We start from the raw sequence: 25939 nt of genomic DNA on the forward strand, positions 1-25939 counted from the left end.
AAACAAGGTGCTTTTAGTTAATTAGTTATCTGATTTTAAATTACTTACATACAAAATGCATAACTTTAAGTAAACATTTAAAATTCAGTTGCCATGAAAAATTCAAATCTAAAGCAAAGAATCTTAGTTGAAATTGAAAGCTTAATCGCTCGCAGCTGTCCCAATCAAAAAATATCCAAAAAATTTGAAAACCTACATGTAGCTATCCTTAAAAAGTATTACAACGCTACTGATGTTTCTATTGATTATCATAGAAAAAGGGTGGAGATGGACATCGTTTTGGACGATACTAGTTATGACCCGAAAAAGGTAAATGTCAGCATCCCTACCCTACATGTGAATCTTTTGTTCCAAAACCTCAAGGAGTTTTTGAAAAACTGTATTGACAGCGACAACAAGAGTTTGGCGTTTTATGCCTCTTTATTAAAATCATTTGAGAAGAAAGAGGTCTTGTTTAAAATTGTATAAATAGTACCATTTCAAAAAAAATGTAAAAAAGGAGACCGGTTTGGTCTCCTTTTTGATTGTATAGCAAACGTTTAAGTATTTTGGTAACACGTAACAAGAATAATTTTTATAGTTTTGCCCCACCAAAATCAAATAGACACTAAATTAAAAAGTATACGTATGAAAAAATATGTGATAGCATTACTACTTCTTTCTGGTTTTTATGCAACCGCACAAACAAAGAGCGATCTTCAAAAGCATTACGAAGCATTTTACAAACAAATGCGCTTACAGGGCGATGTTGACGGTGTCATCAATGCCATAACGCACTTGAACGTGCTATCGCCTTCAACAGAGCGCAGGGACACTTTGGCCTTTATATATGCCAATGACAACCAACACCTACAGGCCTTGAATACCATAGGCATTGAAAAAGATGCCAATGATTCCGACATGGCCGTACAGGTGAAGGCAATTTCCTTAAAGGCTTTGAACCAGCCCAAGAGGGCTTTGGAGCATTTTGAGGTATTGAACAAAAGAAACCCAAATGCCTACGTAGCGTATGAATTGGCCGATCTCAAAATACAAACGGGTGATATTGAAGGTGCAAAAGCGAACATAGAATATGGTATCGCCAATTCCAAAGACGATATGAAGCATGCATTTTATGAAAGGCAACAGCCTTATGAGGTGTCTCTAAAAGCCGCATTTTTGCATTTAAAGGCATTAATGCAGTATAATCAAGACAAGAACAATATAGATGCCGCTGTCGCCACCATAGATGAAGCACTGGCGATCGATCCCAGTTTTAATTTAGCAAGCTTGAGCAAACAAGCCTTAGTTTCCAAAAAAGAAGAAGGAACTACAGAAGAAAAAAAGCAGTAAGCCACGCGACATTCACGACATTATTATATCAAAAAAAGCCCGTTTTAACGGGCTTTTTTAATTTTCCCTAAGTTGCTCCAAAAGCAAATCGTCCTTTTCTTTTTTCAACTCAATAAGTTCGGAAACATTATCATTGGGTACGGCAATAGATAGCACGTAATGGGCGATTTTCCATTCTTTTCCCACTTTTTTGAGTACTCCCGAACCACGGCATAGTTTCATTTGTGTATCCAACAGCTCATCAAACCAAGCCAAATCCTTATTTTCATTCAAAAAAATGTTGCGTTCTACCGCCATAAAGCTCCATGCCTTGCCTTTGTCAAAGTAAGGTTTTGAGAATATTTCAAATTCAGTTCTGGTCCAATTTTCCGTGGCATCGGTACCAATGAAAATAGCATCAGGGGTCATCAATCCAAAATAAGCGTTAAAATCGGCGTTGGCTGCTGCCCTGTGCCAGTCGGTCAGCACTTTGTCAACGGAATTTACGTTTTCAGCTTGGGCCGTTATTTTAAATGACAGCAAAGCGATTGCTACTATTGTACTAATTTTTTTCATCTTCCAATATTTCGTCCGGCAGTTTATTATTTACCAGAACATTAAACTGATTCAGAAACGCATTATGGGCATAAATCAATTCTGGAACTACCTCATCAATATCCAATTGATATTCCAAATTGCCCTTGGCCTTTAAAATAAAGGTCTTCAATACTTTTTGCCTGCTCTTTACCTGGGGCTTGTCGAACGCTTCGGGATAATCGGCATCTTGCAGTTGCTTTTGTTTTTGAATCAAATCTTCCAACACCAAAGTCAAATCCTCTATATTTTCAACTGTGTACAGGGCATCAAAACTGGTTTCCAAAGCATTGAATTCCACCCAATCCTCAACCAATGCCTGCGCCTCTGCATTAAGACTGGTTTTTTTCTTCCATTTGGCGGTGACCAGGCCACTATCCGTATTATCCTCCTGTACAATATCCTTGGATTCCTTCTTACAGGAAACCAGTACAAAAATAAAAATCCACAAAACGACTATTTTATGCATATAGCGAAGGTACAAATTTTAAGAAACGGTATCTTTATCCTCAAATTGATTTAACTTCATTGTCCAATGTCGAATTACATTCTTATCATTGGTGCCTGTGGTCAAATAGGTACTGAACTTACCCTAGCTTTACGTGAAAAACACGGCAATGACCATGTTATAGCCAGTGATATACGCGAAGGCGGTGAGAGCTTGATGAATTCCGGACCTTTTGAGATCTTAGATGCTACCGACTATGCAGCGATCGAGGATATTGTGATGCATTATGAGATAAGCGAAGTATATCTTATGGCGGCCATGTTGAGTGCCACTGCAGAAAAATTCCCCATGCGGGCATGGAACCTCAATATGAATTCCCTATTCAATATATTGAACTTGGCCAAGGAGAAGAAAATAGAAAAAGTTTTCTGGCCTTCCAGCATTGCGGTCTTTGGCCCCAATACACCCAAAGAAAACACCCCCCAGAATACGATTATGGAACCTAGTACCGTATATGGTATAAGCAAACAATCGGGGGAACGCTGGTGCGAGTATTACTTTAATAAGTTTAATGTGGATGTAAGAAGTATTCGGTATCCTGGCCTAATAAGTTGGAAAACAATGCCCGGTGGGGGTACTACCGATTATGCCGTGGAAATTTACCACAAGGCACTTTCCGAAGGTTCCTATACCTGTTTTTTAAAAGAGGACACCGCTTTACCCATGATGTTTATGGATGATGCCATACAGGCCACTTTACAGATTATGGAGGCTGATATAGGAAACGTTAAGGTGAGGTCTTCCTACAATTTGGCCGCCATGAGCTTTACCCCAAAACAAATGGCCAAAAGTATTCAAGCACATATACCTACTTTCAAAATTTCTTATCAACCCGATTTCAGGCAGGTCATTGCCGATTCATGGCCTTCGAGTATTGATGATTCATTAGCTAAAAAAGATTGGGAATGGCAATCAAGATTTGATTTGGAAAAGACCACTAAAGAGATGTTAGAGAATTTGTCTTCATAGGTAATTTTACCTGTATTCTGGAGTTTTTTTAAAATTTAGGGTTTCAATACCAGAACGGCAACTATCGGGAGATATTCTAACCTGTGGACCCTAACCAATCGTAAAAACGGTGCCATTGGTTTTTCTTCTTTTTCACTGAGATGGGTAGATGTTTTGAAATTGAAGTTCAAAATTGCTCTTAGAGCTTATTTTGAAGTATGTGATAAGACTAACATTATAGAGAAAAGAAATAAAATAGTTTACGTATGTTTTGTAATTTTATAAAAATCCTAAATTCAAATCATGAAAACATTACATAGTACAATTTTAGTCTTGCTACTATTGGTCATTGGCTGCGATGACCAAAAGGCAGCACTTGCCGATAAGTTTGACAAACTGCAACAACAGCACGATAGCATTTCACAAGTACATTCCAAGTTCAAATCCATTCATGGTGAGATGTCGCAAAAGCATCAGGAGTTTGCTTCGAAACTGGAGGGCATGGAAATTCAGGATTCGACTGTTTTGGAAGATGTTGCCAAGCACGAGGCCATTTTGAAAAAACACGATGCTCTGTTGGCAGGACACGATGAAATATTCAGTGCACATGAGGAACTTAGAAAAGGTTTCGGCCAGAAGTCCGCGGCAGAGATGGAAGCACAGCTCTCCGAAATGATGGATACCCATAAAAAATTGATGGAAGAACATGGCAATATGGAGGAAGAGCATGAAATGATGGAAAACGAACACGAAACCATCATGGCGAAATTGGATAGTACCAATACCAACGGTTCAGAGTAATTTTATACCGAAAAATAGGTGCTTAACGTATAGTAAAGTCGCTGGTTTCTAGTAATTACTAGAAACCAGCGACTTTAATTTTTTTGATTATTCTGCGAAACTGATACACATAATGGTGTCATCGATATTTACTGGGGGTGTAGCGATTTTATAAAGAATCACCCCTGAGACCGGTGCCTGTAATTCAGAAATGGTCTTTCCGAATTCATCGGTGATATAGCCTACCGTTTCTCCTTTTTCTACCTTGTCCCCTGCTTTAAACGCACTGTAAAAAATACCCTGTGCATCGGCATCGATATATTTTTGATTGTTCAGCCGGATTAATTTATCCTTTGACTTTTCTATGTTCAATTCGTACATCCCCATTTTTTCTAGCATGCGGTAAACCCCATTTTCAATCCGAATTATCGCTTCTTCCTGTACATTGCCCAACTTACCGCTTTCGATACTCAGGGCTACCTTGCCTACTTGACAGGCTTGTTTGAAAACATATTTCGAAGGTTCGTCATCTTTTAGGGTATATGCATAAGAAACCACATATTCAAACCCACTGTTTTCAGACAAAGTTTTGGCCTTTTCGGTCTGTTCGGGATAATTCCGGTTGTCGTAATAACAAATGTATGGAAGTAAATCCTCAGGCGCATCGCCTCCATGAACATCCAAAAAAACATCGCTTACGGGAATAATCTCGGTCGTTATGAAATCAGCAATTTTCTCGGTAACCGAACCATCACGCCGACCAGGAAAGACCCGGTTCAAATTTACCTTGTCCTGCGCATTCTTAAAAGGTTCCCTACTATAAAAAGAATCAGTACTGGCGATAGGGATCATAATAAGGGTACCGGTGAGGTTATCCGGTCTAATTTCCTGCATAAGCCTCTGTACAGCGATTATAGGCGGATATTCAAACCCGTGGACTCCTGCAACAATCGTAAAAACGGGACCTTTGTTTTTCCCTTTTATAATTGATATGGGCAGAAAAGTCCGGTTGTTCTGGGAATCGGTAAATGTGATTCGGATGTCTTTTCTATAAGGTCCTGTTTCAGAGTTGAAGGCTTCTTGAAACGTATTCTGTGCAGTAACCCCGAACGAGGTTACAACAAAAAGTATAGTGAAAGCTAATTTTGCCATGGTTAAAAAGTATTTATTCTATAACCCAAAAATATTGAAACCCGTTGTGCATTTTGCAAAAAACCAATGCAAATATTTGGTTTCGAGTGATTTTGAAAGGCGAAAAATTATGAAATTCACTCAAATTGATAGTTTTACATTACATGCACAAGGGGTTATCGAACTGATTGTTTGAATATTATCTTTTCTTCCCAGTTAATCAATCCTTTAAGGTTGGGGTACAACATTCGCTCCCCCCACACTGGCAATACTTCCGATTATAGAGGTGAAATACCACCAAGGCGATGGAAGGGATATAAATCAAGGCTTCGGCAAGCGGTACCCATTCCAGTTTCTCGTTCAGAATGATAAAAGCTAGGAACGTCCAAGAAATCCAAAGTACCCACTTCATCCAATTTTTCGAAGTATTTTTTGTAGACCAATAGACCGCCATAAACGATATTGCTATGAAAAACAAGTCGATTAAGCCCCACCAGAATGGATGGGTATGATGCCCGTGCACATGGCCCGCATGTACGGCGAACAACAAAGGGGTGGCCAGACAATGTACCAGACACAGACTACTGGCCAAAGAACCCCATATATCTGACCGAGCTGAAAATTTTAACGATATTCCCATTAATCTTCATTTTTTTAGAAGCTATTTTATTCAAGGTTTCAACGTAACCGTCCTTACAACTTTGTTGAACGGTCCCGGAATCAGATTGCCCTCTGCATCGACCAATTCCAATTGAACGGTCACCTCGCCCATCGGTAATCCTTTGACGATATGTGGAGCCCATTCCGAAATCATAAATTCCTCGCCATTGATGGTGGCCCGCACTTTATTCCCATCCTCTGAAAGGGTGGTATTGAGCACGAAAAAGTCCAACAGCAGGTTCTCTGTATCTGCTCCCGAATACTCCCCTTTGGGGCGACTGTAGATAAGGGTCGGGGCTTCCATATCCAAGCCGATTTCATCTTTTGGGTTCGTACCGACTTCCAGTTTTTTCACGACCACGGAATTTTCGTTCTTTACCGACTCGTGATACGAGCGGCTCAGAAAGGCTACCAAGTGGTGTACTCCATCAGGAACCTCTTTTGAAAATGCCGGTTCGTAGTGCGCGGAATACGGTTGGTTGTTCAGAATGAAGTGGATGTGCTGCCCCTTGCCCGAATTGGCCAATTTTTCCGTATTGGGGCCTTCGGTCTGAGCACCCAGTTCATAGTCGCTTACCGTAAAGGCAAAATTGGCCTCCCCACCGTTTGCAATCATCCCGTCGCTTGGGGATTGCAGTTCCAAGGCGGCATTTTCATAGGCCGGAGAGCCTTCTAGTTTTACCAGTTCAATAGTTATGTCTATAACTTCAAGAGCTTCATCGGTAGTTTTCCCATCTACCGCATCTTTTTTCTGTTCCTTACAGGATAGGGTTAAGGCAACTAAAACTAGCATTGCAAAAATCTGTGGTGTGTTCCTTTTCATTTTGTTGTTTTTAGGGTTATGAATTATTTTAAGGATTATTTTTATAAAGGTTCTCTAGGTTCCAGATAGACTGGGTACCTGTATTGGTAATCGTGAGATTTCCCAAGGTGGTCGTACTGGTATCCATCGCATTCAACCCACAGGCTATATGGGTAATACGGCTGAATTCCAACCTAGCGGAAGGCGTAATGGCAATGGAAACATCACCACTGGCAATAGTCAGGGTTTTTCCTTCCTTTGATATTAATCTACAGCCCAGTTGCCGCATTTCTTGTACAATCCGTTCGTAATCTTTTGGGGTACAGATCATATTGATGGAGTTGATGCCTTCAAAAAGCTGTTTTTTGCTGTAGGAGTCCTTTAAAAAAGCTTCCCGAGTGTACTCCTGATGTTCTGATCGGTGTAGACTATCCAAAAAGGCAGGGTTATAAAAGGCGTACCATGTATGTAATGCGGTACCGGAATTTGGGGAATAAAAAGCCTTGAACCAAGTCGCTTTTTCTTCCCCAAGAGGCATCTCTACCGTTTCCGAAACACTTAAGTAGGGTGTTCCCGATTGTTTTAATTTTGGATTTACCCCTAAATGAAAATGTTCCCCCTTGTTACGAAGTGCGAAACCGATACCACTTTTGCCTACGGGTTCGTTATATTCATTGTTAGGTCCCAGCAGTTCTATATAATGTTCGTGACCTCTCATATAGCATGAAGTCATGCTTTCATCAACAGCTTTGAAATCAGGCAGTCCGTTGTCGAGAGAGGCATAGGTGTCCTTTAAAACATCATGCTGTGTCAATTGGTCGTACGTAACACTATCCAAAACTATATATAGATGATCAAAAAGCACTTGGGATACGTCGTGACCAAAAACCTTGTCAATCTTCTCCCGGTCAATGACCGAAGCATCATAGCCTTGGCGGACTTTCTCCTTACAGGAAGTCAGCATCAATAGCACTACTAAATACCTAAGTCTTTGGAGATTCATATCAAAACTGTTTTAAAAAAGTGATCTTACTGATAAACTGGGTGCTCTGCTGCAATGGGTCGAAAATATTGGTCTGGGTATCGTTGAACACCAAATAGATAAACGACAGGGGCATATACTCCCAACTAAACCGAACATTCCATCTGCCTTGTTCATCAAAACTGTTATATTGGTAAAACGTGGAAAGCTGTACTCTTGGATTTAAGGCCAATCGCAGACTGGCCGTGTATAAGTCCGTATTGAGATTCTCCCTTAAAATTCCGACCCTGTTGATATTGTTATGTTCATAATCAGCAGTCAAAGCGATATGAGGTAAGGGGGCATATCGTAGGCCACCTGTAAAAGTATTTCGTGTGCCATCGTAAAAATTACCGAAATCGTAACTGACGGACCCTGAAAATTTCTTGGACTGGTCGGTATTGTATCTTAAAAGGTATCGTGTGTAATTGTAATCGCCTTGGGCAATCCGGAGTCCCAAAGGCGCAAAATCAAAGTTGATGTTCTGCCAGGTCGGGGTAAAGGAAGCCTCGACAAAACTATTGTCCTTAAACCATGTGAAGATTGGGAAAATGTATAGGCTTGCTTGCTGAAACTGCCCAAAATCCTCAAAATCGTGGTAATAATTAAGAAAAGTCCCAGGGTCCCAACGGCGTACAAAGGGAAGCCATTTTGGCCGTAGTATAGCATACCCGCCAGGACTATGGTACATTACATCTTTTTGAAAGACAAAGCCCATGTCGGGTGCATAGTCTTGACTCACAAAAGTGTTCAGGTATCCCATGTAGTATTTGTTCGTTCGGGCTCCTGCGAATAATCGTCCAGAGTAACCTGTATCTCCGGTCTCACTATCCAAGGAAGTGGATAATAGGTACGACAAAGTAAGCTCACTTTTCGGTCGTATCAATCCATCGATGGATACGGTTGTATTGTTTCGGCTAGCGAGGCCCAAATCATTTGAGGAATCATCTCTTCTGTAAGTAACCATGGCCCCAACATTATTTTCCTTTCCATAGTTTAGGGTGTATCGTCCCACTCCGAACGTACTGCCCGTACTGCTGCCGGTCTCTCGTTGGCGTACGGCCAATGCGGCTATAGTACGTTTTTCATTACGATCGGTATATCGTGCCCCTGCATCCAAGGGGGCGGGAGCTGCATTAAAAGTGTTGTCCAAGCCGATGGTACGGCTAAAGAAAGGGCGTAATTGAGAGTTCCCGCCTCCTGCCCAAATACCAGAATTTTCCAAAAAGAACTGTCGTCGCTCAGGGAAGAAAATGTTGAAGCGTTCCAGGTTGTTCACGGCCCGGTCTACATCGGCCTGAGCAAAATCAGTATTGATGGTCAGGTCGAGCACCGCATTTGGGTTGATGGCCCATTTCACATCACCGCCGACCTTGGGTTCGCTCAATTTACCGGTCAGTACATCGCCTGTTTTGTTCTCGTCGTATTGGTAGAGCGCGTAGGGTTCAATTCGGATGTTCGCCGAAGGCGGAGGTACTTCCAATCCGGTCAACTTAGCGGCATAGGTCATCCTATTTTCGGAAAAGGATTGCGGAATGGCGGGAAAAACCGTTTTTTCGTAGTCCTTTCGGGCCAATCGAAAAAACGTAATGCCCCATTCGACGGGAACACCGTCTATGGGTTTATCATATCGAATGGATTTGAAAGGGATGGCAAATTCCGCATAGTAGCCCTTATCGGTACGTTCGGTACGCACCCGCCAAAGAGCATTCCAGTCCTCATCCCTGTTATTATCATTAAAGGTCTGGACGTCTTGCTGGTTTCCGTAGGGAGTCGTTTGAAACGAAACCGCATACTGTTTTGTGTTCTGGGCATCGATTTGAACTCCGAAGACATCATTTTCGAGTCCGTTGAAATCCCGGCTCAAATCCTGCATTCGAATGCCTTTTTTGCCTAGGGAGTCTTGGGCAAAAATCCCAAAGTACAGGTTTTTGTCATCAAAAAGGATGCGAACCTCGGTAGGATTCTTAATGGCACCGCCCTGTACGGGCTCTACCCGAAAAAAGTCGGTAATGGGTTCGGCCAAATTCCAATCGGACTCATCCAATCTTCCGTCTACGGTTATCGTACTATTGGCTCTTGACGCCATAATGGTTACAGGCGTTTCCGGTGGTTGAAAATTTTGTGTGTCGTATTGCGAGAATACTATTGTTGCGACCAAAACTAAACACCATGTCATTATTGATCTTATATTTGAAATAACGGTCATCTTATGATATTTTCTTTGTTCTTTTACCCAAATCTCTTGTAATTGCGAAGACATCCTCTAAAAAAGAACTTTTATGAAATAGATTTACTTCGAATCCATTTCATACTTAATTCTTTACACATAATTGTGTATGACATTAAATATTTATTTAATGTAATCTTCTTCCAATCGCAAAGCAGCATAATAAAATGACAAGAGTTACAGTCAATAAAGGCCAAATAACATGCATCCGCTTTTTATCGTTCATCTCGCTATAGCTATATTTTGGTGTGAACTTTGCCCAGTCTATCATATCCCCCGACAACTCTGTAAATATCTTCGGATAAAAGAACAATCGCAGTTCCTCATGAAAATCACTGGTTGCATCCAGAAAGTTTAGTTGTTCATCAAGACTGGTTCCTGCGAGCTCGTTCAATGCCAATTGTAAATGCATATTGGGCAGGAATGCAGACAACTTTTTACTAGCAGCTTCGCGTTCCCTCATTTTCTGCCGTAACGCCTTGGTATCTTGGGCAGAATCATCATCGCCCATTTGTTGCATAGCATAATACCATATCCAATTAAAACCATCGGTAGGATATCCGAATGCTTCGAATTGTGGATAATGTTCGTAGAACTTTTGCAGGGTTTCCCTTTTATCGGTATCCCATTTGGTGTGATACCCATCACGCTGGCTGATCATCGTACTCAAAGCTTCGGGAACCGGATACCTGTTCGTTACATACGCATTGATTCCGGCCGGTAACAATATCAATAAAACCAACCAGCTAGCGAGTAGCAACAGCGCATTAAAACTTGAGTTCCTGTTAAAATTGATTACGAAAAAGCATAAGGCGAACCAAAATGCGACGTAGCATACCGATAGGAGTACCACCATCATAAAATTTACATCAAAAGGAATCGACAATACGATTTTAGCACCTGCGAGCAGTATCCCAAGCACCATATAGATGAGTATGACCCGAACAGATAACTTTAGCAATAAGTATTTCAGTTTTGAAGGCGTCTGTACCGATACCAATCGCCAAGTGCCTGTCTCGGTTTCTTCGGATAACAGATTGAAAGTGAAGACAATAATCAAAAGTGGAAAAATATAAATCAAAACGAAAGACAGATCTAGGTTTCCGGATTGTAAATTCATGGGATTGACCAGATCGGTATCATAGCGTTGCCCCTCCAAATTTTTAATGGTGATGCGCTGTATGTTGGGGTTTACATCGCTTTGACCAATGGAAAGTCCCGAAAGATTGTCAGGGTTATTTACAAATGCGAATTTGAGATAGTACATCAGAAGTCCTAAATCGTCTTTGTGCAATGCCACATTGCGTTCAATATGACTTTTTTGGTAACTCTCGACTTGGTCGATCGCTGCTCTCTTTTGTGATAGAAATTGATGACCGATACCGATGCTTATTGCACCCAATACGAGCGTGAGAACCAAACTAGCCATAACCGCCCTCGACCTTAAAAATTGTAAAAAGAGAAGTTTGTACATGGCTATAGCGCTTTTGCTTTTTTTGAAAGATACCCTAGACCTAGAAAGGAAAATAGCACCCAACCCAATAAGGAGAAAATACCTAATGAGGCTTCTTTTACTGAACTTTGTAAAAGTTGCATACGGTGCTCAAAATCAGGGAATTCTTCCCAATGTTCTTGTCTGACTACATTGACTTTTCCTTCAGAATTCTTTACCCTAGCACCAATATATTCCATTTGAAGCTCGTTCATTTCCTGTGCCAATTGGTAGCGGTAGGTTTCCGCCTGATCTTGAAAATCGACATATCCTTTAAAATCGGTTCCGGTAAAAGCCATGGATATGTTCTTGACGGCGACAAAGGGGTTCAGAACGGCGGTATAACGGCTCACATTATTCTGCTTTTCGTAAATATTCAGTAGGCTGTCATGATGTTTCTTGTAAAGGTGGGCGCTTGTTTTTTCGCCTTCCCGCATCACAAAACCCCCATAGTTGAAAGGAAGTTGGGTCACCGAATCGACCCCATGAACCGTTAAAACCGAGTCTTTTAATCGATTGAAGTAAGGGTCATCGGGATTATGACTATCGCCTTTTTTGATAACATCACGCTCCACGGCCGATTGAAAACTCAATTTCGAAGGGGTAGGATATAGCGCATTGCCTACAGCTTGAGCAGTTTTAGGAACCAACACAACCATCAATAACCATATGCCCAATAGGGTAAGCAAGGCATTCTTGGCCGAACGCGACGTAGTTGATACCACGATACTCAAAACTGATAAAACCAGAAGAAACAGGACATGTCCCAGAAACAACACTAAAAAACGTTGCCAAGAATCCCCTATATCCGTGGGAATATCCCCGAAAACCAAAAAGAGCATCGTAACGAGAACAATGGGTGCAAAAAACAGTAACGCTACCACAAATAACCCTAAGGCCTTACCCAACAGAATTTCTTTCCATTGCGCCCCTTGCGATAACAGAATCTTCAAAGTCCCGTTTTCCCTTTCGGATACGACAACGGAAAATCCCAAAAAGAAGAGAATCAACGGCAGTACCAATTGTAAAAGCATGGCCATGCTCAATTCCCCAAAACGCAAGGTTCCCGTTGAAAACCCTGCATCTGAAAAATTGACACTATTCTGTCTGTGCGCTTCCAGAAAAACAGCATTGCCCGTAAAGCTTTCTATACCATACTCGAACATGCTCAGCGGCTGCTTCATACGAAAGGCGAACGAACCGAAATGCGCCATACGATGGGGATGCTTATCGGGGTTCGCTTCCCAACTTTGCCGTGCCTTCCGCTGATGTTCCAATCGAATTGCATTTTGTTGCGAATAATTGGTAATACCACTGACCGCAGCATAAGCGGTAAGCAGCATAAAAATGCCCAGTAACACATAAATTACTTTGGTCTTAAAGGCATTTTTAAGGAAATGCCGCATAAACAGTCCTACATTCGCTCTTCTCATAATCCTTAGAATTTATAAGTCGCATTCAACAGCACATTCCTGGGTGCTCCAGGGCCCAATCTTGAAGGGTTAAGACCACCCAACCAATACGTTTCATCAAATAAATTGTTCAACTTAAGTGTTAGCTGAATGCCTGTATTGTTAGGCCTGTAATACACAGCGGCATCAAATATGGTATAGCTCGGCAATAGTACTCTACCGGTATCGTACGCAGGATTGTACCAGGTAAATCTTTCATCTACATACTGCGCACCAAAACCAAGTCCAACTCCTCTTAAGGTTTTGTTCATAAAATCATAGCGTCCCCAGAAATTAGCGGTATGTCTAGGAGCACCTCCAATAGGTTCTCCAATAAATTCTTCGATGGCGTCCTCTACGATTTCAGCATCTGCGAAACCATATGACGCTACGAGTTGAAAGTTTGGTGATACGTAACCGGAAATATCCATTTCAAAACCTGTACTTCTTTGTTCTCCACGTGTTGTAAGGTTATCCAAATCAAAGGTGTCCCCTAGCAAGATATTTTTTTGGGTAATATTGAAAATGGCCAGGTTGGCAAATATTCTTCCGTTCAAGAACTCCCCTTTGGCACCTGCTTCTAACAAGCTGCTTTCCAAGGGGTCAAACCTACCCGGCGAGGCCGCCCAAAAGAAACCTTCGGCGGTCGGTGATAACGAAACCGTATTGGTATGGGGTTGAAATCCCTCTAAATAGGTGGCATATGCACTAATGCTATTGGTTACTTCATAGGTAAGGCCAAGTCGAGGCACAAAGGCGTTGGTCTTAAATTCTTCTTCATCCCCCTCGTAATCAAAAATGTCAGTAAACCATTCATATCGTAAATTCACCAAGGCAGAGAATCTTCCGAGCTTAAACTGGTTTTGAAGGTAAATACCGTTCGAAGATGCCAAATTTGCAGGAATCGTTAGTTCAGAAAGATTGTAATCACTGACATCCCTGGCGCCATTAAAAGGATCTTCCAAATTGAAAAAAGTCGCAGCAGGTTTTGGTATCGTAACACCATCGACAACGATTTGTTGAAAATTATCCGGATTTTCCGGGTCAAAATTAGACTGCCCCCCATCAACGGTCAGATATCTTCTAGCCCTTAGGAACCCTGCTCCGATTTTTCGTTCCCAACGGGTACCGTCAAAGCCGACCAATATTTTATTGGTAACCTTACCTTTTTTGAGGTCGTAGGTAAAATAGGTGCTAAAATTATCCGTTTCCCAAAACTGCTGTCTTTCATCATAACGAAGCCTTGCCAATGTAGGAATCACGTTACCTTCAATATCGACCACAGTACCACCAACTCTATGCTCAGCCAAATCTTCATCCCAAGTTTGCTTCATGAACTGCGCGTTGAAACCAAGGTTATCGGTCAACTTTTTGCTGAAGTTGGCCATAAAAATGAACTCTTTGTTTTTATAATGATCGCTCGATGCCCCGACATTTCTTGTAATCGGGGTACTGTTCAAATCAAATTCCCCGTTAATGGCACCGAAGATAGGCTGACCTCTATCCAAATTACCTTCTGCATCGTTATAAATCATTTCTACGTTCAACGATGTATTCTCATTTGGAATATAACTTAAGGATGGAGAAAACAGAATTGCATTGTTATTCACGACATCTCTAAACGAATCGGCCTCTTGAATTGCGGCATTAAAACGATATAACAAGGTCTTTGATTCGTTTAGGGGTCCGGTAAAATCGGCCGTTGCCCGTAAGGTGCCAAAACTACCTGTTGTAGCCGAGACTTCACTTCGTTTTTCTCGTAAGGGTTTTTTCGTTACTATATTAACGGTACCTCCGGGATCCGCACTGGAAAAAGTTACCGATGATGGCCCTTTTATAACCTCGACCCGTTCTAAATGTGCCGTAATGGGCTGTAAAAAATAATATTGGCGAGTTCGCATTCCGTTGAGTACTTGACCGTCGTCCCCTTGGGTAATACCTCTTATATTATAGTGGTTGTACAGACCGGTTACCGTAACGTTGCTTACCGTTTTCACCGCATCAGGTAATTGAAAGGCCAATCGGTCCGCTATTAATTCCTTGGTTACCGAGGTGATGGCCTGCGGAAGTTCTTTATTTTTGATAGCCACTTTCGTTGCCGAGAAGGAGTAATCACTGTTGTAATCGGTTCTGGCCCGCCCAACGACTTCAACACTTTGTAATTTTTCGATGGATTCTATCAATACGATCGTATCCAAAACAAATGCGTTTGAGGAACCAATGTCAATAGACCGCTGCTGGGAAACATACCCCAGATAACGTACCTCGAACTGGTAGGCACCTTGGGGCACGTTCAACTCAAAGGCACCGTCACCATCCGTAAGGACTCCAAATGTATTCTCCGAATTGGTCAGTGCTACCGTTGCCCCGAATATCGGTTTGTTCTGTTCATCCACAACCGAACCTGATACGGCTACTTGGGCGTTGACGCTGCCCATAAAACCAAAAAGGAGTAATAAATATACTGTATTCGTAATTTTCATATATGTTTTATTTTGATTGTGACCTACTACCATCTTCCGATTGAAGCATCTTGTTTGGTCTTGAAAATCGATGCCATTTTAAATCGAGATGGCTTATGGCCTTAGATTGTTTTTAAATAGAGTTCCTGTAATTCATTGGCATTGATAGCTTTGGTATCTTCCGAATACACCAAAGAGCCCTCTTTCATAATGCCTATTGTAGTGCCGACATTTACCGCATTAAAAAGGTCATGGGTCGCCATGAAAATGGACTTCCCCATTTGGCTCAATTCTTTACAGATAGCGGTAAATTCTACCGTCGCCTTTGGGTCAAGACCGGATATGGGTTCATCCATGAATATAAAGTCAGCATTTTTTGATAGGGCAATGGCAATACCGACCTTTTGGCGCATTCCCTTGGAGTAGGAATCCAGTTTTTTGGTATGTGCCGCTTCTTGCAATCCTGCTTTTAACAAGTAGGCGGCCAACTCATCCTTTGTATACCGAAACCCTGCGATACGGCTAAAAAAATCAAGGTTTTCCAATCCGGAAAGATTGCCGTACAATTGCACCACTTCGGGTATATAGGCAATCATTTTTGAGGTGGCGTTACTATTTGGTTTTACCTCAACACCATTTATCAAAGCCTTGCCGCTCGTTGCAGGTAACAGGCCAAGAAATAAATTTATAGTGGTGGTCTTACCAGCTCCGTTTTGGCCCAGCAAACAGAAAATCTCACCTTGAGCAACGGAAAGGTTTAAATTGCTCAATGCTTCGTGCCCACCATATCTTTTTGTAAGATTGATTGCTTCTAACATCTGAATCTATATAAATAGGATTAAAAAATAGCGTATAGCCCAGATACGGACTATATACGACCGAATGCTTTGGTTATCCGAGAAAACCAAAGATTCATAAAACAAAAAGGATGCTAGACTACGGGCGGCCCTCTAGGGCATTGCTGTTCTTGAGATAGAACAATAGCGAATTCTACTATATCTTGAAGAAAATAGTAAGAAGAAAAGTTTAATTCGTAAACAACAGAATCTTCAACAAATAATTGCTTATCAAAATAAAAGCTGCAGATTTGACAATCCGAATCGTCATGAGCGATTATTTGAAGAACATCACTGTCAACGATTTCTATAGCACCTTGTACATGTGATTGCGAGTGAAAAAACAAAACAACAGGTAGGGACAACACATAAAATGCCAAAACACCGGTTAGTATTTGAATTCTGTTTTTCACGGTTACTAAAGTAAGGTATTTTTTATTTTATACATATTCATAAATGTTATTCTTTTATAGATTTTATCGTTTATTACCAAAATATAATATTGGAAATGTTTTTAAGTCCATACGATATTAAGAACGTACGCGCCAACTTTGAATCGACGAAAGCCTTCCAAAGCATATCGTAGATTATAAGGTTTCTCACGAACCATATTTAAGATGGTTGTTTATGATTTTTACCCTTTTGAGCATTCATATTTAGTCTCAAAGAAATTGGTTTTGTAAAACACAATTATAATAGGTTGGATTATTCGAATTTTGAACCATCTATTTCAATCGAGCTCCAGAATATGTATGTTAATTTTTGCCATATTTTGATTACTATGTACATTTAGTCAAAATATCCCAACCTGGTATCCTTCTAAAACCCTGTATGAGAAAATCCATACCCTTTCTCCTTTTGTTATTTATTCAAATTTTCATGGCCTATGGTCAAAATGGAGATAAAGCTATGCCGAAGAACAAATGGTTTTTTGCAAGCGATACCATCAAGATTTTCGAAGATTTCACCAGGGAACTGACATTTGAAGATATACGAGAGAAAAAATTTACTTCAATTGAGAAGGTTTCTCCAAACGTACAGTCTAGGTATTGGTACAAATTCTTTATAATCGATAAACTAGAGACGGATACCATACTATTACGTTTTATAAATCATGATAAATCCGAGGTTTTCATTCCCACAAAGAATGGATATCAAAAATATAAAGTCGGGATTATATCCAAGACCAATTTTAAAGTAAGGGACAAGGCGGAAAAATTCGTCTTGAAGGTACCGACAAAGATCCTGGACAAATCAAAGCCTGTATACTGCTCTAGGGTCATGATAACTACATGGGGCAGAATAAACAAGCTTGGAAAGCCCGATATCATGCATCTCGAAAATAAGGATTCCTATTACCAATGGCTTGAAGGTTTTACCAATGAAAAAAATGATTACATATTTTATCTAGGCGTTACCGCTATGTCGTTTCTGCTCTTTTTCGTTGGTTTTATCGTCAATAAAAGTAGACCTTTCCTCTTATACAGTTTATATCTTTTAACGCTTGTGATATATTATGCCAACAGACTGCCTTTTACGGTAAATCTTTGGAACCAAATAGATCCAGATATCTATTATTATATAAACCAAGCCATGCGCTTGGCCACGACAATATCGTATTACATTTTCATTTATTATTTTCTTGATGTTCCGAACAGGTTCAAGACCCTGTACAAATTTTTCAAGGGTGTTGTGTATACCATGATCATATATAGCGTTTTTTACCTTATCATAATTATATTCTTTCCGCTATTTGTTTTCAGATATGAAATGATCGACTATTTTTTCTTATTGTCCACGTTAACGTCCATAACCCTTTTTATCTTGATGTTGACAAAAAAACCGGATATGGTCGCCATAATTACTTTAACAGGAAGCCTGTTGATAACACTGGGTGGCATCGTAGCCATTTATACTGTGGATGCCTTGTTCCTATTAAAGGCGGTACTTGTTGAAACCGTTATTTTCTTTGGTGTCATAAGTTACCAAAATCGCATTAAGGAATCAAAGGCGTTAAAAAGTCTTGTTCAGCTCAATCAAGAAAAACAGGAGAAGCAATCGCTCAAACAACTGGACGAGCTCAAATCGCGATTCTTCGAAAATATCTCCCATGAGTTCAGGACCCCGTTAACGTTAATAAAAGCGCCCATTGACCATGCTTTGCAAAATGACGCCCCGTTAATGGAAAAAGACATTAGAATGATTGAAAATAATACATACAGGCTCACTACCCTGATCAATGACATGCTTTCCCTTTCAAAGCTTGAATCGAGAACAATGTCCCTAAAACTTGAACACAGAAATATACGAAGACATTTGCAGCGTATTGTAAGTCAGTATTTCTCTTATGCCAAAAGTGAAAATATAAGTTTCAAAACGCAACTCATTAGTGATAATATTATTGCTGAGTACGATGCCGAGATATTGGAAAGGGTATTGGGCAACCTTATTTCCAACGCATTCAAGTTTACGAATAATAATGGGCAAGTAACCGTTCGCACAACTATTGATGGTTCAGATTTAAAGTTAGAAGTAAAGGACAACGGAATTGGTATTTCCCCAGATGAACAAGAGAAAGTATTTGATCGTTTTTATCAAATCAACGGTAAGGATGAAAATCGCCCGGGGAGCGGTATTGGTCTCGCCATGGTAAAAGAATTGGTTACATTGCACGGCGGCACTATACAACTAAAAAGTGCGGTACAAGAAGGAAGTCTTTTTTCGGTAACCATACCCTTACGTAGTATTACGGTCGATACAGAAGAAAACGAAGAGATGCTTACGCAAAGCTTTCGTAAAAAAGAAAAAGACGTTGCGGTCAATCATATTTCCAATACATCAAACGGTAAAAGACCTTTAGTTTTAATCGCCGAGGACAATAAAGAACTGCGCGAGTTTCTGAGAGAAAAATTATCCGGAATATATAGGACTAAAACAGCAGAAAATGGAGAAGCAGGAATTACCTTGGCCTTATCCAAAATTCCTGACATCATCATATCTGATGTCATGATGCCAAAGGTAAATGGTATTGAATTGTGTAGAACATTAAAAAATAACAAAAAAACAGCTCATATACCCATAATCCTACTAACCGCAAAAGCTGCGGAAAAGGATGAGTTGATCGGATTGGGAACAGGCGCAGACGACTACATTACCAAACCGTTCAATCTAAAAAAGCTAATGCTGGTTATGGATCAGCGTCTAAAATTAAGACGCATATTAATAGACAAATATCAAAAAGAGACCCTTTTTCAAGTAAATCCTGATAAATTACTTACGGTAGAACAAGAGTTTTTATCCAAAATGCGGAGCATTTTAGAAGTGAAATTAACGGACTCAAATTTCAAAGTACAACAATTATGCGATGAAATGGGCATGAGCCGCATGCAACTCAACAGAAAAATGAAGGAAATACTTCAGGACACCCCTTCGAATTTTTTGAGGAACGAGCGCCTTACGTTATCTATCCTTCTATTAAAGGACGATAAACTATCCATTAGCGAAATAGCGTATAGCTCAGGATTCAGTTCTCCCTCCCATTTTATCAAATGTTTCAAGGAAAAATACAAAAAAACTCCTTTAGAATATTTACAAAATATTGATAATCAGTAGATTGAATTTTTTGTTACATCAATGATACATATTGTTACAACCGTGACATAGTTGCACTATCCCCTATAAATATATTTGCTGCATCGGTATACAAGTTTCTCATACCGGCAAACTTCCCCCTATTGATAAAATCGGCGAACACTTATCGTACCATCTGCCGAATTGACTTGTAATCATTAAATGCTACATATTATGAATTCTTTTTTGAAAAATCGATTTAAAAGTATCACTGCCGGTATGCTAACTACGGCGTTGGTAGTGTCTTGCGGTAAAAATGACGATGAGCCGCCCGTTCTTCCAGATGAAAATATAGCCGAAACAATATTTCAAATTTTGGATAAAAGCGATTCCCTTACGGTATTGAGTGCCCTTATAAAGGAAACGGACAGAAAAACTGGAGGTGCTCTTGAAGCCAGTCTAAAAACAGACGGAAGTTTTACCCTTTTCGCCCCTATCAACGATTCGGACTCACCGCTATTGATCAATTTGGACAGCGAGGGAAACCTCGTTATTCCGGATGAGGATGCGGAACTTTGGGACAATATTCTGAAATATCATATCGTATCCACCAAAGCGATAAAGGCCTCGGATCTTAACGACGGTGAGGAGTTTACTACCGTGTTGGGTGAAACCTTGAGCGTGAATCGTAGTGGGGGTACTTTTCTAGAGGACGCCACCCAAACCAAGTCTAAAATCGTTAAAACGGATATCGTTGCAAAAAACGGTATAATACATTACATAGATAAAGTATTGACTCCGCAGATTGTATTGGATGCCATAGATAGCAAGCAATCCAATGGTGTAGAGGAAATATTGGCAGCTGACCCGGAACTGAGTTCGTTTTTGGCCGCAATTAAGGCAGCAGGTTTAGAAGATGTTTACTTCAAAAATCCCGGAGTGATAAGCAAAGGCTCTGACCGTACGGCAAAATTTGATCTAGCTACCATTTTTGCCCCGAACAATACCGCTTTTCAATCTCTTTTTGATGAACTGGGCGATGATTACAACGGTTTGGATGATTTTGATACCGATGAGGAAAAGACACTGTTGCGTGATGCCCTACGTTTTCACACCGCTCCCGATTCGCGTAGGATGCGGGTCAGCTTTACACAGGCCGAGGAACAGCTCAACACGCTTTTGGGAGAGCAATTAGGTGATTTGGATGAAGATATCACCGTGGCCGTTCAGGGTGCAGATATTCAGATAAGGGACAGTAAATCCGCAGGATTTATCGTAAATGGTGATAAAGAGGCCGGTAACAATATCATACACACCATCAACATTGTTCTGCGCCACAAAGCCTTTTACGATGGGTTTGAAGCGGATGCCAGAGCTGGTGACACCAGAAATATGCCTACTGTTTTCAAAACGTATCCCTCTTTATCCATTTTACTGGAAGCGATTGAAAAGACAGCGCTTTCTTTTGAATATCCCAGAAATAACTTTACCGAACCACCCTTGAACATAAGCACCTATTTTGCGCCCAATAATGATGCTTTCGAGGAATTGTTCAATTATCTGGGCGATACCTACAGTAGTCTGGACGATTTTGACACGCCCGAAAAACTGGAAGTATTGAAGGATATTCTGTTGCACCAACATTCTTCAAGCTATTTGTGCAAAGAACGATTGGAGGAAGAAGGTCGTTCGGCGAATGTCTTTACCCGACTTATAAATCCGCAAGTACCTAAATTTCCCGATAATGAAAGATTTCAGGTCAAAACCACTGGCGATGCCGCAAACCCCGTCATCAAATTGGAGGATTACCTAGGCAGGGAGGCAAATTTCAATCAGTTCAATATTAAAGTGGCCCCTACACTACCCGCTTGTGCCGAGGGACAAACAGGGTTAAGCGGTGCAACAAGTCTAATACACATTATCGATAAGGTAATGATGAAAAGCGAATTTAGAACGCGTTTAAATCCATAAAATTCACAAACCATAGGTAGTTAGATTGGCGCACAGTGTTGATTGGTAGCATTAACGACCCGTTCACTGATCGATTCCCTGATTGCAGACCCCTTCTTTTGAGGGAGGGGTTTCATCTTCTACCTAAAAAAATAGTAGTATGAAAATATTCAAAATAGCAGTGTTGATAGCGATGTTGTCCAGTTTTACATCAGTAGAAGCTCAATTTTTCAAAAAACTCAAAAAAAAGGTCGAGAAGGCCGCTGAAGAGACGGTATTGGACAAGGCAGATAAAAAGACCCGAAAAAAGACGGGAAAAGCCATTGATAAAACCATAGATGGGAAACCAGGTGAAGCCAAAGGGAAAAATAAAAAAACCGAAGAAACCACAAATAATACCGAAACAAGTGAACAGGAAACGGTTCGGGAAAAAAATGTTTTTGAAGCCTATTCAAAATTTGATTTTGAAACAGGAAAAAATCTGGTGGCTTTCGAGGATTTTTCAAACGAAACCGTTGGTGATATCCCAACCAATTGGAACGTAACTGGTGCAACGGAAATCGTAACCTTGTCCAATCACGACGGTAAATGGCTACGTACCAGTAAGGGCAGTAGTGCATTAATCCCAGATTTTGTAGAGAAACTACCCGAAAACTTTACGTTAGAGTACGATGTTATTTATGATTTTGATATCACATCTTGGTCGAATAACCGAAAATTCAACCTCGTATTTTCCAATCTTGAAAATCCCGATTATGATCTGGACAAGGTAGCTCCAGGAAGCCAAGGTTTTAGTCTGCTGATCAGTGGCGGTATTGGCAAGGGCGGCCAATTATATATGACCAAATACGGGAAAGACAAACGCCTAAATATCAATGATAAAAAATCGACAGCATATCTTAACAACAATAATGGTCGTGGTCAAATTATGCACTTTTCGGTATGGAAACAAGGCAAGCGCTTACGTGTCTATTTAGATGAAGAAAAGATTTTTGATGCACCACGTGCATTTCAAACGGCAGATGCGCTCAAGACCATGCGCTTTTTCTCTCGCATATCGCCAAAAGACAGTTATTTCTTTTTGGGCAATGTACGGTTTGCCGAAGGTGCACCAGAAACCAGGACCAATCTTTTAGATAAAGGCGAGCTTACAACGTATGGCATCACTTTTAATAAAGGGTCTGCCAGCATAAAACCATCATCTTATGCGGTACTCAAAACCATAGCTGCCATACTAAAGGAAAATAACGACTTATTTCTTGAGATTGAAGGCCATACAGATACTGATGGCTCTGAAGAGACTAATCTAAAACTATCGCAGAAAAGAGCTGAAACGGTACGTGATGTATTGATTACCAGTTTCGATATAAAAAAATCGAGGCTTACGGCTATAGGTAAAGGCGAAAATGAGTTACTGGCAAAAGGTAACACACCAAGCGATCATGCCAAAAACAGACGTGTAGTATTTAAAAGAAAATAAATCTTAAAAAATATCAAGACTTGTAAAAGAAAATATTATGAAAACTATATTACAAACACTGATCTTACTCACGATTTTAATCACTTTTGGCTGTAGTAAAGATGACGATACACCAAAAAATACTACACCCGAAAACAACACACCCCAAAACAACGCACCAGAAATAAACGCGCAAAGCTTTACCGTCGCAGAAAACATTGCCGATAATATGCCCATTGGTACGGTGCAGGCTACAGACCCAGAAGGCGATACGTTAACCTACAGCATTACCCAAAACGATAACAACCTTTTTGAGATTAGCAATACAGGTGTTTTAAGCTTAGAGGATTTACAGACCTTAGATTTTGAGACTACCCAAAGCCATACCATTACAGTTAGCGTAAGCGATGGCAGTACAAGTGCAGAAGCCACTATTACCATAAATGTTACTGATATAGATGACACCTCCTTTATCACCACCTGGGAAACCACCACGACCAACGAAACGGTAACCATACCCACACGTAGTGGCCAGTACACTTATAATTACACCATAGATTGGGGAGATAACACCATACAGACCAACCGAACAGATGACGCCACACATACCTACACGACGCCTGGTTTACACACAATAAAAATAAATGGTGATTTTCCGACTATTTTCTTACGAAATAATATTGATTCCGGAGGGCAATTACGAAGTGTAGAACAATGGGGCAATATACAATGGCAAACGATGCGGGAAGCATTTAAATGGGTGAGAACATTAACTATAAATGCCACTGATGCCCCAGACTTGTCCCAGGTAAGCGATATGGCCAGGATGTTTGAGTCTGCTCTTGTATCAAGTAACCAGAACCTTACGGGTATTCTTATTGGTAGTCTCAATCATTGGGATGTAAGTAACGTAACCGATATGGAAGCCATGTTTTTAGATTTAAGGTTTAACGAGGATATAAGTGCTTGGAACGTAAGTAACGTAACTGATATGTCGGGTATGTTTATTGGGTCTTCGTTTAACCAAAATATAGGTAGTTGGAATGTTAGCAATGTTACGGATATGCTAGAGATGTTTAAAAACTCATCCTTTAACCAAAATATCGGTAGTTGGGATGTGGGTAATGTAACCGATATGAGTAGTATGTTTCAAGATTCCCCTTTTAACCAAGATATTAGCGCTTGGGATGTCAGCGATGTGGAATTTATGAGTGACATGTTCTCTGGCTCATCTTTTAACCAAGACATTAGTATTTGGGACGTGGCTAATGTAATTGGTTGCTCAGATTTTGCTCTTAACTCATCACTTACAGTGAGTAACACCCCAAATTTTACCAATTGTACGCCTTAAAATCCTGTGCCCATAAATTTTAGTAAGACTTCTAAGAAACTTTTAGAGACGTTGTTCACTGTCAAATGACGAACAGTACTAAATAGAATAAAAGCTTATCACTAAAACCTTGAAAAAAATCAAATAACACTGCCTATGAAAGTTTTTCTTGAAACCATGATCATCGTAACCTTGGCCTTTATACTCACGTCTTGTAAAAATAATAATGATAATGGTGGCACCAATGACTTAGAAAGTTATCTGACCGCAAAAATAGACGGGGTGAATTTTAGTCCACAATTTAGTGGTGGTGTACGAACGAATATCGCAGCGGATACTATTACAATTTCAGGCAATAATAATGACGGTGAACAAATTACCTTGTTAGTGCCAGCAAATGCACCCTTTGGCACACATATTTTAGGAGCGCTCTCAGGTACTTTGAGCACATATACCGCTGCATATGATGTAAACGACAATGCAGATGACGGTGGCGAGCTGGCAGCCTCGGGTTCCATAACCATTACGGCCCACGATGTAAACGGTCAAAAAATAAATGGCACTTTCAACTTTGTTACGGGGCCAACACCCTCTACCACGATTGCAGATGTTTTCACCATAACCGAGGGTGCCTTTGATATTTCATACATAAACGTGGAAGACCTGTGATCTTTACCAAAAACGTTAAACAAGCAATACCATACCAATTAGCTGCCATAAACAGGTGTATCAAAAGCGGCTAGAAAATAGTGGTATGCCCGCTATGTAGAGGCAATTAAAAATTAGTTAAACATTTAAATATAAATTATGAAAATAACAACATACAGTATCGTTTTTGTTCTAGGTGCAGCTCTTTTTCTATCTTCTTGTAGTGCCGAAGATGGTGAAGACGGTGCCATGGGCCCACAGGGCATTCAAGGTGAACAAGGCCCGGCCGGGCAAGACGGAGCAGACGGGCAAGACGGCGTAGATGGAACACCCACTATAATTTCATCAGATTGGTTTGATAGTGTATTTTCAAGTGATGCGTTTAGCAGTACTTTTGATGTGCCAGACGATAGAATCAGCGATGAGGTCATGAATTCGGGGTACGTGTTGGTGTATGGTCAATTAAATATAAATCGTGCTATCGTTCCTCTACCCTATACTTTGGGCAATCAAACATATTCGTTTCAATTAGAACCGGAAAATACAAATTTTAGAGGCATCAGATTATCTGCTTCTACTGATGGTCAAAACCGAGAAAATTTCAATTATTTCGACCGGTTTAGATACGTGATTTTTCCTCCGAATACCGGCACCTCAAAAACTACGGCAAAAAACAGCATACAGTTTTTAAAAAACAGTGGCGTAGATATTTTTGATTATGAACAATTAGCTGATTATTTGGGTATCGAGGACTAG

At 40.5% G+C, this 25939-nt stretch carries 22 protein-coding genes; 10 read left to right on the forward strand and 12 right to left on the reverse strand.

Going from position 1 to position 25939, the window contains the following annotated elements:
• Nucleotides 1–93: 93 nt before the first annotated feature.
• A complete protein-coding gene (locus HYG79_RS05935; RefSeq protein WP_179241201.1) occupies nt 94–468 on the forward strand; it encodes a hypothetical protein in 375 nt (124 codons plus the stop codon).
• Nucleotides 469–627: 159 nt separating this feature from the next.
• Nucleotides 628–1332, forward strand: coding sequence for a hypothetical protein (locus HYG79_RS05940; RefSeq protein ID WP_179241202.1), 705 nt, complete (start codon nt 628–630; stop codon nt 1330–1332).
• A gap of 57 nt (nt 1333–1389) precedes the next feature.
• On the opposite strand, the gene HYG79_RS05945 is transcribed toward HYG79_RS05940, so the two are convergent.
• Both HYG79_RS05945 and HYG79_RS05950 read right to left on the reverse strand, forming a co-directional pair.
• A complete protein-coding gene (locus HYG79_RS05945; protein ID WP_179241203.1) occupies nt 1390–1887 on the reverse strand; it encodes a nuclear transport factor 2 family protein in 498 nt (165 codons plus the stop codon).
• Nucleotides 1874–2374, reverse strand: coding sequence for a hypothetical protein (locus HYG79_RS05950; protein WP_179241204.1), 501 nt, complete (start codon nt 2372–2374; stop codon nt 1874–1876). Before HYG79_RS05950 ends, HYG79_RS05945 begins: the two co-directional genes overlap by 14 nt.
• A gap of 66 nt (nt 2375–2440) precedes the next feature.
• Here HYG79_RS05950 and HYG79_RS05955 point away from each other — a divergent pair, with 66 nt between their 5' ends.
• Entirely contained in the window at nt 2441–3382 is a 942-nt protein-coding gene (locus HYG79_RS05955) for an NAD-dependent epimerase/dehydratase family protein (protein ID WP_179241205.1), read from the forward strand.
• Nucleotides 3383–3664: 282 nt separating this feature from the next.
• On the forward strand, nt 3665–4162 hold the full coding sequence (locus tag HYG79_RS05960) for a hypothetical protein (protein WP_179241206.1): 498 nt from the start codon (nt 3665–3667) through the stop codon (nt 4160–4162).
• Nucleotides 4163–4249: 87 nt separating this feature from the next.
• Here HYG79_RS05960 and HYG79_RS05965 read toward each other — a convergent pair whose 3' ends face one another.
• The 10 genes from HYG79_RS05965 to HYG79_RS06010 all read right to left on the reverse strand — a co-directional run bounded on the left by HYG79_RS05965 (nt 4250) and on the right by HYG79_RS06010 (nt 16639).
• On the reverse strand, nt 4250–5293 hold the full coding sequence (locus HYG79_RS05965) for a succinylglutamate desuccinylase/aspartoacylase family protein (RefSeq protein WP_179241207.1): 1044 nt from the start codon (nt 5291–5293) through the stop codon (nt 4250–4252).
• A gap of 199 nt (nt 5294–5492) precedes the next feature.
• Nucleotides 5493–5912, reverse strand: coding sequence for a MerC domain-containing protein (locus tag HYG79_RS05970; protein WP_179241208.1), 420 nt, complete (start codon nt 5910–5912; stop codon nt 5493–5495).
• A gap of 30 nt (nt 5913–5942) precedes the next feature.
• Nucleotides 5943–6755, reverse strand: a complete 813-nt coding sequence (locus tag HYG79_RS05975; RefSeq protein ID WP_179241209.1) for a hypothetical protein — start codon at nt 6753–6755, stop codon at nt 5943–5945.
• A 28-nt stretch (nt 6756–6783) separates the two neighbouring features.
• Complete coding sequence (locus HYG79_RS05980) at nt 6784–7737, reverse strand: DUF5829 family protein (protein WP_179241210.1); 954 nt, start codon at nt 7735–7737, stop codon at nt 6784–6786.
• 1 nt (nt 7738) lies between these two features.
• Complete coding sequence (locus HYG79_RS05985) at nt 7739–9934, reverse strand: DUF5916 domain-containing protein (protein WP_179241211.1); 2196 nt, start codon at nt 9932–9934, stop codon at nt 7739–7741.
• Between the two features lie 178 nt (nt 9935–10112).
• Nucleotides 10113–11459, reverse strand: a complete 1347-nt coding sequence (locus HYG79_RS05990) for a DUF3526 domain-containing protein (protein ID WP_179241212.1) — start codon at nt 11457–11459, stop codon at nt 10113–10115.
• Nucleotides 11460–11461: 2 nt separating this feature from the next.
• Nucleotides 11462–12910 carry an ABC transporter permease gene (locus HYG79_RS05995; RefSeq protein WP_179241213.1) on the reverse strand — a complete coding sequence of 483 codons (1449 nt, stop codon included), beginning with the start codon at nt 12908–12910 and terminating at the stop codon, nt 11462–11464.
• A 5-nt stretch (nt 12911–12915) separates the two neighbouring features.
• Nucleotides 12916–15411 carry a TonB-dependent receptor gene (locus HYG79_RS06000; RefSeq protein ID WP_228027941.1) on the reverse strand — a complete coding sequence of 832 codons (2496 nt, stop codon included), beginning with the start codon at nt 15409–15411 and terminating at the stop codon, nt 12916–12918.
• Nucleotides 15412–15512: 101 nt separating this feature from the next.
• Entirely contained in the window at nt 15513–16208 is a 696-nt protein-coding gene (locus HYG79_RS06005) for an ABC transporter ATP-binding protein (protein WP_179241214.1), read from the reverse strand.
• Between the two features lie 113 nt (nt 16209–16321).
• Nucleotides 16322–16639, reverse strand: a complete 318-nt coding sequence (locus HYG79_RS06010) for a hypothetical protein (RefSeq protein ID WP_179241215.1) — start codon at nt 16637–16639, stop codon at nt 16322–16324.
• A gap of 418 nt (nt 16640–17057) precedes the next feature.
• On the opposite strand from HYG79_RS06010, the gene HYG79_RS06015 reads away from it, so the two are divergent.
• The 6 genes from HYG79_RS06015 to HYG79_RS06040 all read left to right on the forward strand — a co-directional run bounded on the left by HYG79_RS06015 (nt 17058) and on the right by HYG79_RS06040 (nt 25939).
• On the forward strand, nt 17058–19838 hold the full coding sequence (locus tag HYG79_RS06015) for an ATP-binding protein (RefSeq protein ID WP_179241216.1): 2781 nt from the start codon (nt 17058–17060) through the stop codon (nt 19836–19838).
• A gap of 192 nt (nt 19839–20030) precedes the next feature.
• Nucleotides 20031–21767 (forward strand): fasciclin domain-containing protein, encoded by a 1737-nt coding sequence (locus HYG79_RS06020; RefSeq protein ID WP_179241217.1) that lies wholly within the window; start codon nt 20031–20033, stop codon nt 21765–21767.
• Nucleotides 21768–21906: 139 nt separating this feature from the next.
• Nucleotides 21907–23226: an OmpA family protein gene (locus HYG79_RS06025; protein ID WP_179241218.1), complete on the forward strand. Its 1320-nt coding sequence runs from the start codon at nt 21907–21909 to the stop codon at nt 23224–23226.
• Nucleotides 23227–23263: 37 nt separating this feature from the next.
• Nucleotides 23264–24556, forward strand: a complete 1293-nt coding sequence (locus tag HYG79_RS06030) for a BspA family leucine-rich repeat surface protein (RefSeq protein WP_179241219.1) — start codon at nt 23264–23266, stop codon at nt 24554–24556.
• A 135-nt stretch (nt 24557–24691) separates the two neighbouring features.
• Nucleotides 24692–25204, forward strand: a complete 513-nt coding sequence (locus tag HYG79_RS06035) for a hypothetical protein (protein WP_179241220.1) — start codon at nt 24692–24694, stop codon at nt 25202–25204.
• 138 nt (nt 25205–25342) lie between these two features.
• Nucleotides 25343–25939: a collagen-like triple helix repeat-containing protein gene (locus HYG79_RS06040; protein WP_179241221.1), complete on the forward strand. Its 597-nt coding sequence runs from the start codon at nt 25343–25345 to the stop codon at nt 25937–25939.

Source organism: Costertonia aggregata (assembly GCF_013402795.1).
Taxonomy (GTDB): Bacteria; Bacteroidota; Bacteroidia; order Flavobacteriales; family Flavobacteriaceae; genus Costertonia; species Costertonia aggregata.